The organism is Pararhizobium sp. LjRoot255 (assembly GCF_964252905.1).
Taxonomy (GTDB): domain Bacteria; phylum Pseudomonadota; class Alphaproteobacteria; order Rhizobiales; family Rhizobiaceae; genus Pararhizobium.
The window spans coordinates 3,740,140-3,753,524 of record NZ_CAXUPQ020000001.1; the positions used below are offsets into that span (position 1 = coordinate 3,740,140).

The window sequence follows — 13,385 nt, forward strand, 5'->3', positions numbered from 1 at the left end:
GGGCAAAAGAAAAGCCCCGTTGCGGGGCTTTTCTTCGCTGATTTGTCTGGCCGGCGAAGCGACTATTCCAGGAACGTGGCCGGGTTGACGGCGCTGGCGTTCTTGCGCACCTCGAAGTGCACCTGCGGCTGGGTTGCCGTGCCGCTCATGCCGGACGCTGCCAGCGTCTGGCCGCGCTGGATCTTCTGGCCGCGCTGCACCTTCAGTTCCGACGCGTTGCCGTAAACGGTCACCGTACCGTCGTCGTGACGCACCAGAACGGCGTTGCCCAGTTCCTTCAGGCTGCTGCCGGAGTAGATGACCACGCCGTTTTCCGCCGCCTTGATAGGAGTACCTTCCGGAACCGAGATATTGATGCCATCGTTGCGGTTGCCTTCGACATTGGCACCATAGCCGGCGATGACCTGACCGCGAACCGGCCAGCGGTACTTGCTGATACCCGTTGCCTTCGGCGAGGAATCAGAGCCGTCATCCTTGGACGCGACTTCCGTGACAGATTCCTTGGCGACCGGCGGTGTGTACTGCGCAGGCTTTGCCTCTTCGACCTTGGCAAGCTTTGCGTCCGGCTTGGCGTCGAGCTTCTTGCCGGGGACCGACGCGGTGACCAGCTGGTCCGGAGCCGACATGTTGGCACCCGGAACCTTCAAGGTCTGGCCGATACGGATCGCCGCCGTGGTCAAGCCATTCGCCTTGCGCAGTTCCTCGACGGAGACGCCGTTCGCCTTGGCAATCCGGTTCAGGGAATCGCCCGCCTTGACGGTGTAGGTTCCGCCCTTGCCGCCTTCGCCTGCCACCGGCTGCTTGCCTGCCGCCATATCGGTGCGGTTCGTCCCCTTTTCGCGAGACTGCGACTGACCCGGGAGAATTGCAACATCGCGACTGTCAGGCTGCAGCGGGATATTCTTCTGCTTGTCGACGTCGAGACTTGCAGCGGCATCCGAAGCAGCCGCTTTCGCCGCACTTCCGGCAACGCCGAAGGTCGGGATCAGAATGCGCTGACCTGGCTCCGCATCCGACGAGGACTTCAGGCCATTCGCCTTCAGAATCTCTTTTTCCGGAACGCCAAACCGCTTGGACAATGTCGCGATGGTATCGCCCTGACGCAGAAGCACCGCCGGGGCATTCGCCGTCGACCAACCGCCCTTCGCCGAACTGGTGGTAATCGGATCAGCCTTGACCTTCTGCTCAGCCTTCGCGGTTTCGCGGACAGCCGGGAAAGACTGGGCCAGCGACGTATCGCGCGCTTTCGCAGCCGGATCGGCAAGTGCGACACGCTCGACATTGATCGGCGTCGACGCTTCCCTGGCGCGGGAAACCGGTGTCGTTGCGGTATTGACCGGATCCGGGAACGGCTGGTTCATGGCCTGATCACGACTGTCGCCTGCGACCGCCGGCACAACGGCCATACCGCCGCCCTGGACGTCGCTGCGCGGGATCGGAACATTGCTGCCGGCGATCGAGTTCGTCGTGAAATTATCGGACTTGGAGAAGAGCCCGCCAAAACGGGTTGCATCCGAACTGCAACCTGTTGCGGCGCTTGCCAGCAACACCGCCGCAACAAGGCGAACGACGGACTTTCCTGCACTCGACGAAACTCTAATACGCATGACGCTTACCCACTTGGACACAACTCAGTGTAGGGTGATTAAAGCGCATTAGAGTTACCGCGCGGTTAAAACCGGCGGCTTGGACGATGGTTTTTGATGAATTGATAACCATGATCAGCGGCAGGCACCGAAGATATCGGCCGTCGGCTAATCCGGCAGGCTTTGAAAGTTTTCCTGGTAAAACTTCTCGATCTCGGAAAGAGCGCCGCGGGTCTGCGAGACATCCTCGTAGCTGATCGTGCCGGTATCCCAGCCGAACATGTCTCCCGTGATCATTCCGCCTGCGTCCCCCGATGTTGCCAGCTCGGATTGAGCCTTGTCAGTTTCGAGCAGCACACTGACAAGCGTTTGAAAGGTCGCATCGCTGTCGATGCCACTCTCGTCGCTATATTCCACCGACCGTGCTCCGGCGATCGCTGCGTCGCGCGTGCCGAAATAACGAAGACTGTTCTGATCCTCCGGACGAAGATTGTCGTAATACTCGATGAAGGCGCGGTAATAGGCCTTGTGATCGCCGGTTTCGCTGTATTTTCCGAAGGCCTGGTATTCGCGCGCGGCGAGCTGCGGTGAAAGCTTGTTGCTCCACTCGTCCTTCGTCAGGGCCGGGTATTTTTCCTGCACACGCTTCGTGCGGCCGAGAAACAGCAGTGCCTCTGCGGAGAGCGAAACTCGCGAGGACGGATCGTAACCGCCGGTCAGCGACGAGATCGCGTTGCCCTCTTCGCGGTTGCCCGAAGTCCCCTGCGCCGCGGCGCGGCCGGCAAGATTGCTCAGGCCATCGCCAGTGCCTGCCGAGGTCAATCTGTTTGCGATCTGCATCTGCCGTCTCCTGCGTTGTGACGCCTGAAATGGAACTGACAAACACGCATCAAGTCCGGGTCAGCTCAAAGGTATGACTTTTCGTGCGCAGACTTCGGTTAGGCTCCGAAACTTGCGCGAGGCTGACCATCGTTAATGAAAAATTAACGATCTGATTATGCAATGTAAATTGGCGTGGCGTGAAAAGCGCGCTTTCGTCCCATGCTGCAGCGCAGCAACAAATGATGGAATCACTGCGTGCCGGGGCGCGGCCAGCATCGCCGCGATAAGCCCGGTGCCGCAGCCGAGATCAAGGATGCGGCAAGGCTGTTGCACTTTACGACAGCCTTAATCCTACACAGACCGCATGTTCGTTAAATCTCGTCCGGCATGGCGCCTAGAGAAAAGAGGCGAGTTGCGGAACGATCGGAAGATAAGGCGCTTCAAACAGATCCTCGCGGTCGAACCGGCTGCCTGTGCGGGTCAGCCGGACGATCCGGCATTCGGTTTCGCTCATCATGATCGGTACGATGAGAATGCCACCGGAGACGAGGTGATCGGAAAAGACGCGCGGCAGACTGGAGAACGCGGCGGTGACCAGAATGCGATCGAAGGTGCCCTCCCCGGCAGGCCCAATGCTGCCATCCCCCTGGCGAACGATGACATTGCGGATACCGGCCTTTTCGAGGTTCTTCTGGGCGCCGGTCACGAGCGTCTTGTAACGATCGATGGTCAATACCCGCTCTGCGATCCGGCCCATCACCCCGGCGGTGAAGCCGCTGCCCGTGCCAACTTCCAGAATGCGTTGGCCAGGCTTGAGGTTGAGGTGGTGAAGGAGCCGGACAGCAAAGTCGAAGCCTTCCATGAAGGAACCGCAGTCGAGTGGCACGAGCCGCGAAGAATAGGCATTGTCCTGAAACTGAGGCGGCACAAACAGCGTGCGCGGTGTCTGCTCGACAGCGTTGAGCAATTCCTTGTTGGAAATCCCCTCCGCACGCAGGCGCAGCACCAGGGCTGCAAAACCTTCCTGCTCAACGACTCGCGGGCTCAATCGGCGTCTCCGTCGAGCAATGCACGCGCAACACGGTCCTGCACTGTATAATCCGTGAGATCGAGCTTCAGCGGCGTCACCGATATCTTGTGCTCGCGAATGGCATGAATATCCGTTCCCGCCCGGAAGTCGCCGAAGCGCTCGCCGAACCGAAGCCAGAAATAAGGGTGGCCGCGGCCATCGGAGCGCTCGTCGATGGTCAGGCCGAAATCGAGCTTGCCCTGCGAGGTGACCTCGGTACCGGTGATTGCGGTTGCGGCGCAGTTCGGGAAATTGAGATTAAGGAATGTGCCGTCCGGCAGGTCGAGTTGCATCAGCTTTCGCAAAAGATCAGGCGCATGGGTTTCGACCACATCCCAGGGAACGAGCCCGCCGTCTGCATGCCGATAGGCTTGGCTGAGGGCAAAGGACCGAATGCCCTGAAGTGTGCCTTCGATTGCACCGGCAATCGTGCCGGAGTACGTCACGTCATCCGCCATGTTGGCGCCGACATTGACACCCGAAAGGACGAGGTCCGGTTTGAAATCCAGCACCTTGCGCACAGCCATGATGACGCAATCGGTCGGCGTGCCGCGAAGCGCGAAGTGCTTTTCGGATACCTGCCGCAAACGCAAGGGCTCCGACAGCGTCAGCGAATGGGCAAGACCGCTCTGATCCGTTTCCGGCGCGACGATCCAGACATCGTCAGAGATCGTCCGGGCAATCCGTTCGAGAACGGCGAGGCCCTCGGCGTGAATGCCATCGTCATTTGTCAGCAGAATTCGCATCTCTACCCCTGCCGCAGGACGCGGCTCAACCGGCCTTTTCGATCTTGGTCAGGCCGCCCATATAGGGCAACAATACGTTCGGGATGGTTACCGATCCGTCTTCATTCAGATAGTTTTCGATGACGGCGATAAGTGCGCGGCCGACGGCCGTGCCCGAGCCGTTCAGCGTATGGACGAATTTCAGGGCTTTGTCGTCCTTCGTCCGGTAGCGCGCATTCATGCGCCGGCCCTGGAAATCGCCACAGACCGAGCAGGACGATATTTCGCGATACGTGTCCTGCCCAGGCAGCCAGACTTCAAGGTCGTAGGTCTTGCGTGCACCAAAGCCCATGTCACCGGTGCAGAGCGTCATGACGCGGTAGTGCAGCCCAAGGCGCCTCAGCACCTCTTCCGCACAGGCGGTCATGCGCTCGTGTTCGTCGATCGAGCTGTCCGCATCGGTGATCGACACGAGCTCCACCTTGTTGAACTGGTGCTGGCGCAGCATGCCGCGCGTATCGCGACCGGCGGACCCTGCTTCCGAACGGAAACAGGGCGTCAGCGCCGTGAAGCGCAATGGCAATACGTCGCTTTCGAGGATCTGCTCGCGCACCATGTTGGTCAGCGGCACCTCGGCAGTCGGAATCAGCCAGCGGCCGTCGGTCGTCTTGAACAGGTCCTCGGCGAATTTCGGAAGCTGGCCGGTACCGTACATCGCGTCGTCACGCGTCATCAGCGGCGGCTGGACTTCCAGATAACCATGCTCGCCCGTATGCAGGTCGAGCATGAACTGGCCGAGCGCCCGCTCGAGCCGCGCCAGTTGGCCCTTGACGATGGTGAAGCGCGAACCGGCGATCTTTGCGGCCCCTTCAAAATCCATCCAGCCAAGTGCTTCGCCGATTTCGAAATGTTCTTTCGGCTGGTGATTCCAGCCCGGCTTCTGGCCGTGGCTGTGCTTGACGACGTTACCATGCTCGTCGCTACCGACCGGCACATCATCCAATGGAATGTTGGGAATACGCGACAGGGCGTCGGCAAGCTCGGCATCCGTCTGACGGTTTTCCTCCTCGAGCGCCGGCATGGTGGTCTTGAGCTCGGCCACTTCCGCCTTCAACCGCTCGGCAAGCTCGCCATTCTTTTGAGCCATTGCCGCGCCGATTTCCTTGGAGGCGGCGTTTCGGCGCGACTGCATGTCCTGCAGCGACTGAACGAGGGAGCGGCGCTTTTCATCGAGCAAGATCAGCGTAGCCGACAGAGGCTCGGCCCCGCGCTTTTCAAGCGCCGCGTCGAGCGCTTCCGCATTGTCCCTAATCCATTTGATATCAAGCATGTTCGTTCAGGTCCTGATCGGTCGTGTCGAAAGTGGGACCCGAACACCAAGCGCTGACACGAAGCCCCGTGTCAGCCGGCGTTTTCCTTCGCCTCGGCGTCCTCGCGCGCTTGCGCGTCGCGTGTCCGTTGCCGCTCGACGAGTCGGGCCGTATAGATCGAAATCTCGTAGAGAAGGATGGCCGGGAGAGCAAGGCCGATCTGGGAAACCGGGTCCGGTGGGGTCAGAATTGCGGCCGCGATGAAGGCGATGACGATTGCGTATTTGCGCTTTTCCTTCAGGCCCTGCGAGGTAACGAAACCGACGCGCGCCAAAAGCGTTGTGATCACAGGCAGTTGGAACACCAAGCCAAACGCAAAGATCAGCGACATGATCAGGCTCAAATATTCGGAAACCTTGGGCAGCAGCTGGATCGATACTTCCCCCTCGCCGCCGGGCTGTTCCATCGCCAGGAAGAACCACATCACCATAGGCGTAAAGAAGAAATAGACGAGCGCGCCTCCCAGCAGGAAGAGGATCGGCGAAGCGACCAAAAACGGCAGGAAAGCCGCGCGCTCGTTCTTGTATAGGCCCGGCGCGACGAACCTGTAGACCTGCGAGGCGATGACGGGAAAGGAGATCACCAGGGCGCTAAACATCGCGACCTTGATCTGCGTGAAGAAGAACTCCTGCGGCGCCGTGTAGATCAGCTCAACATTGCGATGATCAAGCCCTGCCCATTGAACCGCCCATTTGAACGGCTGAACGAGGACATCGAACAGGCCCTTGGCGAAGTAGAAGCAAACAAGGAAAGCCGCAAAAAAAGCGCCGACCGCCCAGATCAGCCGCGAACGCAGCTCGATCAGATGCTCCATCAGCGGCTGGGGCTTGTCTTCGATATCGCCGCTCATGCGTCACCTTTTTTCTTGGTCGCAGCGGCCTTACGCACTTCCAGCTTGGCGGCCACCGTTTTTGCCTTTTTTCCGGCTGCCTTCGCCGGCGCCGAAACCGCGGCTCCGACTGCAGCCGCCTTCGGCTTGGAAACACGCTTCGCCTTCGGCTCTTCAACGGGCGCGGAGATAGCAGCCGCGCGGTCCACGGGCATGGCAGCCGCGACGACCGCGGCGGCAACAGGGGCGGCTTTCGGCTGTTCCTGCGGAACGACTGCTTCTGCCGGAACTTCGGCGGGCGCCGCCGCCGCATCATCCGCCGGCGTCGTCTCGACGGCCGTCGCCTTCTGCAGATCGGCCTTGATTTCGTTGCCCATCTGGCGAAGCGGGTTCATCGCCTCGCGCAGGCTATGCGCCGGGTTGAGCTTCTGTGCATCGCTCAGCGTCCTGCGAACATCGTCGAGGTCGGCTTCCTTCAGCGCTTCATCGAACTGCTGGCGGAAATCGTTCGCCATGCCGCGCATCTTCGTCATCATCTTGCCGAACGTGCGCAGCATCGGCGGCAGGTCCTTCGGACCCACCACGATGATCAGAACGATGGCGATAACGACGAGCTCGGTCCAGCCGACATCAAGCATTCTCAACGACTCCACAACACCGAAAGGCGGCAAGGCCTGCCGTCACGGCCAGGCCCCGACCGAATGCATGATCAGCGGACTTCGTCGGATTTGTGTTCGACCGTCTTGGCATCGACGCCCTTGTCGGCCGCGGCCGTGTCGTCTTCGGTCATACCCTTCTTGAAGCTCTTGATGCCCTTGGCAACGTCGCCCATCAGTTCCGGGATCTTGCCGCGGCCAAACAGCAGCAGTATTACGACCAGAACGATCAGCCAATGCCAGATACTAAAGGAACCCATATCCTTAACTCCCTTGAAGCCTGTGCCCCGTTCTAAGATGTCCAACCATCTTTTTCAAACGGCATATATCCGCTCGTTAACGGAAAGCAGCACGCCACGCAATGCTTACACCAAGAGTTCGGCAGAGATACGCCCATCCGCCCGATTATCAGCTTATTCGAGCGCAGCCGCCGGTGGAACCGGGGTCCGGACGCGACCATAGGGCAAGGTGAATACGGTCTCGAGACGCCGGCTTTCTATTCCCCGTCCCCGCCGCTCGGCGCCAAAAGGCCAAGCTCTTCGAGATCAAGCTGCGTGATCGGATCCTCGTCCTCGCCAATTCCGTCCTCGCCAAGAGGAACCGGAATCTGGAAGCCCGAGGGGATGCGGCCGGAGAGAAGGCCCGCGCCCTTCAATTCTTCGAGACCGGGCAGGTCGCGCAGTTCCTCGAGGCCGAAATGGTCGAGAAAATCCCGGGTCGTGCCGAAGGTCACCGGCCGGCCTGGCGTGCGACGGCGGCCCCGGAACCGGATCCAGCCCGCTTCCATCAGTACGTCCAGCGTCCCCTTCGACGTCTGCACGCCGCGGATATCCTCGATCTCGGCCCGGGTCACCGGTTGGTGGTAGGCGATGATCGCCAGCACTTCGAGCGCCGCCCGCGACAGTTTTCGCACCTCGTTCTCATCCGTCTGAACGACGAAAGAGAGGTCGGCTGCCGTGCGGAACGCCCAGTGATCGGCCACCTGTACGAGATTGACACCGCGCTCGGCATAGATGGACTTCAACCGCATCATGATGCGCGGAACATTTGCTCCCCGCGGCAGACGCTGCGCGATGTAGCTCTCCGACACCGGCTGGGCGGACGCAAAGACAAGCGCTTCGGCGATGCGTTCCGCTTCCAGTTCGATCCGCGGATCAAGCAGGATTTCCGTGCTGGTCGCTTCGTCCTGTTCTTCGATCACGCCCGGTAACTTCTTTTGCGGGTCAATCACGCCCCGCCTCCATTTCGGCCAGCGCCTCGGCCGTCAGCTTGTTCGGCCCCTGGCGGAGATAGATCGGCGAGAACGCGCCGTCTTGGCGAATTTCAAGCCGGCCTTCCCGCACCATTTCGAGCGATGCGGCAAAGGAACTGGCAATGGCCGTCGCCCTTTCCTTCGGGCTCGTCATGTAGCGCAACAGAAAGTGGTCGAGTGCCGTCCAGTCGACCATGTCGCCGATCAGCCGGGCAAGGACCAGGCGGGCATCGGCGAGCGACCAGACCTGCCGCTTCTCGATCGTCACCTGCATCACCGCCTCGCGCTGGCGCAGTGACGCGTAGGCACTCAACAGATCGTAGAGCGATGCCTCGAAAGCGGATTTCTTTTCGACCGGAATATGCTCCGGCGCGCCGCGTGCGAACACGTCACGGCCAAGCCGGTTGCGGTTGACCAGGCGAGTCGCCGCCTCGCGCATCGCCTCCAGCCGCTTCAGGCGGAACGCCAGAGCCGTGGCCATCTCCTCGCCCGATGGCCCCTCGTCCTTGGCCTGCTGCGGAATGAGCAGGCGCGACTTGAGGAAGGCAAGCCAGGCCGCCATGACGAGATAGTCGGCGGCGAGCTCAAGCCGAATACTGCGGGCGCGCTCGATGAAAGCGATATACTGCTCGGCAAGCGCCAGCACCGAAATGCGGGAAAGATCGACACGCTGGTTGCGCGCCAGATGCAAGAGAAGATCGAGCGGGCCTTCAAAGCCGGCGATATCGACGACGAGCTCTTCCTCGTGCAAGCCACGATCCGACGCATCGTCCTGCCACAGCGGGTCCATCGGGGCCTTGGCCGCCGGTTTCCTCTGCATGTCGCCGGCGTTGCTCACGATTGTCCTGCCTCTTGTTGCCGTTTTTTCCCTTACGCGATGGCTAGCATGCCGTTGAACTCGTCCCGCAATGCGGTTTCGTCCGATGCGTCCGGCTTTGCGAACCCGGCTTCCACCGCCTTCGCGCGCCTGAGCGTCTCACCGGATATCACCGGCACGACACGCGCCACCTGAACCATTTCATCCATAATGCCGTGGCAATGCAACACCAGATCAAGCCCGGCGGCCACAATGCCACGCGCCCGCGTCTCTATATCGCCTGCCAGCGCATTCATCGAAACGTCATCCGACATCAGCAGGCCATCGAAACCGATATGGCCGCGAATGACATCGCGCACCACTTTGGCGGAGGTCGTCGCCGGGTTTTCCGGATCGATCGCCGTGAAAACGATATGCGCCGACATCGCCATCAGCTCGTTCTTCATCGCGGCAAAGGGCAGGAAATCGCTGTTGGCGAGGTCATCAAACGCCGCCTCGACGACCGGCAGCTTGTGGTGGGAATCGACGAAGGCCCGTCCATGACCCGGCATATGCTTCATGACCGGCAACATGCCGCCCGCCTTGAGGCCGGCGGCGGCCGCAGCACCGATCTCGGCCACGGCCTGCGCATCGTAGCCATAGGCGCGGTTGCCGATCACATCGTTGCTGCCTTCTATCGGCACGTCCAGCACCGGCAGGCAATCGACCGTGATACCGAAGCGCATCAGGTCGAAGGCATGCAGCCGCGACATCAGCCACGCGGCGCGAAGGCCCTTCTCACGGTCGCGGCGATAGATTGCGCCGATCGCGGCACCATTCGGATATTGCGGAACGATCGGTGGACGAATGCGCTGGACGCGGCCGCCTTCCTGGTCGATCAGCACCGGTGCGTCGGGATTGCCGATGCTATCGCGCAACGACGCAGTCAGATCGGAAATCTGCTCGGGCTCGCCGATATTGCGCCCAAAAAGGATGAAGCCCCACGGCCGCTCTCCGGCAAAGAAGGCCTTTTCCTCAGGCGTGATCGTCAGGCCGTTGCAGCCCGAAATGAATGCTTTTGATTCGGTCATTGGGCGATGATAGAGGCTGCTGGAGCAAAGGCGAATGTCGATCTTTCCTTTAAATCCCGTCATTCACAGCAAACGACTCCGCTTGATGACAAAAAGGCGCGGCCGTTTCGCCGCGCCTTTTTGTGACTTCCTTGTTTGGCCGGATTATTTCGTCACAAGGCAGTTGCCGCCAGCGCTCTTGTAACTTGCGCAGAGCGCATTCGCCTCTTGCTTGGACCCGGCGGGAATGCGCACCCGGAAATAGGTCCCCTTGCCCGCGATCTCGGCCTTCTTGATATCGACGCCCTTGCCGCCGATGACGCTGCCGAACTTGCCGGAAAGCGTTTTGTAGGACCTTTGCGCTTCGGCTTCCGATGGTAGCGACGCGATCTGGATCACATAGGTGCCGGGCGCGACGGAGGCCGTTTCAACCGGTTTGGCTTCGGCTGCCGGCTGCGCCTGCTGGGTCGGCTCGGTCTTGAAGGTGTCGACGACCTTCGTCTTCTCCTCGACCTTCGCCTGCTCTTCGACCGGACGCGTCTGCGGAATAGGATTGGTATCAGCAACCGCCGTGGTCTTGACGGAGCGGACCGGCGCCGTTTCCTCAACGGTGGTGTCGGCGGCTTCAGCAAGCGCGCTCTTCTGCTCCGGTGCGGCCGCTTGATCGGCGGCAGCCTGGTCGGCAGCTGGCAGGGACTTGGGCGTTGAACCGGTCTCCACCTGTGGGGTCACCGCGGTCGTCTTGACCATCTTGATCTGTGGATCGCCCTGGTTTGCGGGCGTTTCGTTCGCAGCAACCTTGGTCTCAGCCTGAGCAACCGGCTCTTCGCGGGCGACCAGCGTGCCATCCGGCTTGACGATCATGGTGCGGACCTTGCGCGGCGATACGGCCGGCGAGTTGTCCTCTTCGGAGGCGGTGTTCTCGGCCATTTGGTCATCCGGCAGCAACCGCTCGCTGCGGTCCTCATCTGCCGGCGTTAGGCCCGGGACTTCTTCGCCCGCACCTTCGAGCGGCAGGCTCTCCGGCGTCAGCGTCCGCTGAACCACATCGACCGGCTCTTCGGTCGAGGAAACCAGCGTGCCCTGCTCCGGCGCACCATCCTGTGCACCGGCAACACGGTCATAGACGGCCTTGTCCTGGTTGGGAACGGTCTTGCCGCCCTTTTCGACCGGCACGATCTTCACCGGCGACTTGTCCGCCAGAATGATTTTCGGCTCTCCGCCGGACAGCACTGAACCGTTGCCGCCCATGAACGCGTAGACGCCGACGCCACCGAAGATCGCCAGCCCGGTAACAGCGGCGGCAAGCAGGATCAAACGACGCTTGCCGGCACCACTGCCCTCTTCGTCAAAGTCGCTATTGGCCGCGTAGCCGGAGCCGACCGCCAGGCGATCCGACGATGGATCGGCCTCCTGCCGTTTGCTCAGCGACAGCCGGAAATCCTCTTCCATGGCCTTTTCGAACTCGTCGAAATCATCCTCGGCGGGCGTTCCGGCGGTGACGGACTGCGTCTGCGGAATCGAATGCGGCACGGAACCGAAACCGAGTTCGTCGTCAGCGCCTCTATTCGCGCCCACTCCACTACGGCTCGGCGTTCCGAACAGCTGCGCCATTTCAGCATCTATATCGAGGTCGTAATCCGGTTGATGGACCACCGGACGCTCCTGCTCGACGGCCGGCAATTGTGGCACGTTCAGATCAGCGATCGCCGTCAGGCTTTCTTCCGTCTCGGCAATCATCGCGGGATCGAAGGGCAGAACGTTTTCGGGCTCTTCGTCCTGTGGGATTTCATCGACCGGCGCGGCTGGGGCTGCAGCAATGCTGACCGGTTCCTCTGCAATCGCGGCAGCCGGAGCGAAGGCAGTCTCTTGAGCCGCAGTTTCGAATTCCGAGGGATCGATATCGAGGTCGATACCGGAAAGATCGAGTTCGAACGTGTCGAGATCGAAATCCGGTTCCTGATCGACAGGCGCCTTCAGAGCAGGCGCTGCTTCGGTCACCACCGGCTCGACGGGCGTTTCGGCTGACTGATACGCCGTTTCGGTCACCGTTGCTGCCGCCGCCACAACCGCCGCCGGAAGCGGGGTCGCGAAGGCCTTCTGCGACAGAACCCCGCCATTCGAGGCGACCGGAGTAGCCCGGCTGAATGTCGGCGTGAAGGGATAGTTGATTTTTCGCGCAGCATCCGCCGACGTCGCCAGTTTCACGGCAGCCGTCGCGGGAACAGGAAACCGTTCGATATCGGTCAGCAAGACGTCAAGGTCATGCGCGTCCGCCGCGGAAGTCACTTCGCCCGGCTTCAGTGCCGATGCCGGCTCAGGCTGCCATTCGGGCAGATCGCCCTGCGTCTGAGCCGCGGATTCCACGACCGCCTCTGCGGACTGGTCGGCACCAAACTGGAAGTCCTCAACCGGCGCAGGAGCAACAGGCTCTTCAAACGCAGGCGAAGGCGCCACGTCCTGCTCGGCTGGCTCCTCTGCCCAGGCGTCAACGAGCGTGTCGAATTCGGACCCGAAACGCTGCGTCTGTGCGGAAGCCGTTTCAACCTGCGGCGCTTCAACGGGATACGCATCGTAGCCGATGGACAATTCGAGTTCGCGCTCAAGATCAGCGCCGTCGAATACCGGCTCGCTATATTGATCGAGAGACCAGGCGTTTTCGGCTTCCGGCGAGACGGGCTCGGGAGACCAGTCGACAACCGGTTCTTCGTCCACGCTGGCAACTGCAGCTTCCGGCTCGGCAAGAACAGGCTCCTCAGCAGCGAGCGGTGCATTTTCTACTGTGGGCGCAGCAACCTCGGCCGAAGCTTCCGGAAGAAGCTCTTCCGGCTCGTAAGCGACAAACTCGGGCTCAACGACAGCGGCCGGAACGAAATCGCTCTCTTCGGGAAGCGGCGCGAAAGCGATATGGTCCTCGGCACTGACCGGCTCCGGCGCATCCATCGCTCCATCCTGCGGCGCGTCGTAGGCGTCGAACTCCCGTAGCAGTTCGTCCTCCAGATCGAGCACAGGTTCAACGCGGACCGACTCGCGATGTCTTTCGAGTTCCTGCAACTGCTGAACCGCGGGCCGATTGTCATAGCCAACAATACGGGCCAGTTCTGCCAAAGGATCGTCTTCCGACAAGACGTCGAATTCCGCAGTCCCGCTTCGTGCCAATTGTTTGTCTGCCATGCGCTCCACTCACAACTTACTAGCCAGTTCTTGCCA

General features: G+C 61.1%; 12 protein-coding genes. All 12 read right to left on the reverse strand.

The window, feature by feature from the left end; genetic code table 11:
• Positions 1 to 62 precede the first annotated feature (62 nt).
• Positions 63 to 1,607 (reverse strand): peptidoglycan DD-metalloendopeptidase family protein, encoded by a 1,545-nt coding sequence (locus tag ACSQ2W_RS17930; protein ID WP_436087462.1) that lies wholly within the window; start codon positions 1,605 to 1,607, stop codon positions 63 to 65.
• A 147-nt stretch (positions 1,608 to 1,754) separates the two neighbouring features.
• Complete coding sequence (locus ACSQ2W_RS17935) at positions 1,755 to 2,426, reverse strand: biotin biosynthesis protein BioC (RefSeq protein WP_436087463.1); 672 nt, start codon at positions 2,424 to 2,426, stop codon at positions 1,755 to 1,757.
• A gap of 376 nt (positions 2,427 to 2,802) precedes the next feature.
• Positions 2,803 to 3,456 carry a protein-L-isoaspartate(D-aspartate) O-methyltransferase gene (locus ACSQ2W_RS17940; protein ID WP_436087464.1) on the reverse strand — a complete coding sequence of 218 codons (654 nt, stop codon included), beginning with the start codon at positions 3,454 to 3,456 and terminating at the stop codon, positions 2,803 to 2,805.
• A complete protein-coding gene (surE, locus tag ACSQ2W_RS17945; RefSeq protein ID WP_436087465.1) occupies positions 3,453 to 4,223 on the reverse strand; it encodes a 5'/3'-nucleotidase SurE in 771 nt (256 codons plus the stop codon). The genes ACSQ2W_RS17940 and surE overlap by 4 nt, the downstream gene beginning before the upstream one ends.
• Positions 4,224 to 4,248: 25 nt before the next feature.
• Positions 4,249 to 5,532 carry a serine--tRNA ligase gene (gene serS / locus ACSQ2W_RS17950; protein WP_436087466.1) on the reverse strand — a complete coding sequence of 428 codons (1,284 nt, stop codon included), beginning with the start codon at positions 5,530 to 5,532 and terminating at the stop codon, positions 4,249 to 4,251.
• Positions 5,533 to 5,603: 71 nt separating this feature from the next.
• Complete coding sequence (gene tatC, locus ACSQ2W_RS17955; RefSeq protein WP_436087467.1) at positions 5,604 to 6,422, reverse strand: twin-arginine translocase subunit TatC; 819 nt, start codon at positions 6,420 to 6,422, stop codon at positions 5,604 to 5,606.
• Complete coding sequence (tatB, locus tag ACSQ2W_RS17960) at positions 6,419 to 7,039, reverse strand: Sec-independent protein translocase protein TatB (RefSeq protein WP_436087468.1); 621 nt, start codon at positions 7,037 to 7,039, stop codon at positions 6,419 to 6,421. The genes tatC and tatB overlap by 4 nt, the downstream gene beginning before the upstream one ends.
• A 71-nt stretch (positions 7,040 to 7,110) precedes the next feature.
• Complete coding sequence (locus ACSQ2W_RS17965; protein ID WP_436081507.1) at positions 7,111 to 7,317, reverse strand: twin-arginine translocase TatA/TatE family subunit; 207 nt, start codon at positions 7,315 to 7,317, stop codon at positions 7,111 to 7,113.
• A 236-nt stretch (positions 7,318 to 7,553) separates the two neighbouring features.
• A complete protein-coding gene (gene scpB, locus ACSQ2W_RS17970) occupies positions 7,554 to 8,288 on the reverse strand; it encodes an SMC-Scp complex subunit ScpB (RefSeq protein ID WP_436087469.1) in 735 nt (244 codons plus the stop codon).
• Positions 8,281 to 9,129: a segregation and condensation protein A gene (locus ACSQ2W_RS17975; protein ID WP_436087830.1), complete on the reverse strand. Its 849-nt coding sequence runs from the start codon at positions 9,127 to 9,129 to the stop codon at positions 8,281 to 8,283. Before ACSQ2W_RS17975 ends, scpB begins: the two co-directional genes overlap by 8 nt.
• 50 nt (positions 9,130 to 9,179) lie before the next feature.
• Positions 9,180 to 10,196, reverse strand: a complete 1,017-nt coding sequence (gene nagZ, locus ACSQ2W_RS17980; RefSeq protein ID WP_436087470.1) for a beta-N-acetylhexosaminidase — start codon at positions 10,194 to 10,196, stop codon at positions 9,180 to 9,182.
• Positions 10,197 to 10,340: 144 nt separating this feature from the next.
• Positions 10,341 to 13,349 (reverse strand): SPOR domain-containing protein, encoded by a 3,009-nt coding sequence (locus ACSQ2W_RS17985; RefSeq protein WP_436087471.1) that lies wholly within the window; start codon positions 13,347 to 13,349, stop codon positions 10,341 to 10,343.
• Positions 13,350 to 13,385: the final 36 nt, after the last annotated feature.

Excerpts from the sequence above, each read along its gene's own strand:
- ACSQ2W_RS17930 (WP_436087462.1), bottom strand. The coding sequence starts at position 1,607 with ATGCGTATTAGAGTTTCGTCGAGTGCAGGAAAGTCCGTCGTTCGCCTT.
- ACSQ2W_RS17935 (WP_436087463.1), bottom strand. The coding sequence starts at position 2,426 with ATGCAGATCGCAAACAGATTGACCTCGGCAGGCACTGGCGATGGCCTG.
- surE (WP_436087465.1), bottom strand. The coding sequence starts at position 4,223 with ATGCGAATTCTGCTGACAAATGACGATGGCATTCACGCCGAGGGCCTC.
- serS (WP_436087466.1), bottom strand. The coding sequence starts at position 5,532 with ATGCTTGATATCAAATGGATTAGGGACAATGCGGAAGCGCTCGACGCG.
- tatC (WP_436087467.1), bottom strand. The coding sequence starts at position 6,422 with ATGAGCGGCGATATCGAAGACAAGCCCCAGCCGCTGATGGAGCATCTG.
- tatB (WP_436087468.1), bottom strand. The coding sequence starts at position 7,039 with ATGCTTGATGTCGGCTGGACCGAGCTCGTCGTTATCGCCATCGTTCTG.
- ACSQ2W_RS17965 (WP_436081507.1), bottom strand. The coding sequence starts at position 7,317 with ATGGGTTCCTTTAGTATCTGGCATTGGCTGATCGTTCTGGTCGTAATA.
- ACSQ2W_RS17975 (WP_436087830.1), bottom strand. The coding sequence starts at position 9,129 with ATGCAGAGGAAACCGGCGGCCAAGGCCCCGATGGACCCGCTGTGGCAG.
- nagZ (WP_436087470.1), bottom strand. The coding sequence starts at position 10,196 with ATGACCGAATCAAAAGCATTCATTTCGGGCTGCAACGGCCTGACGATC.
- ACSQ2W_RS17985 (WP_436087471.1), bottom strand. The coding sequence starts at position 13,349 with ATGGCAGACAAACAATTGGCACGAAGCGGGACTGCGGAATTCGACGTC.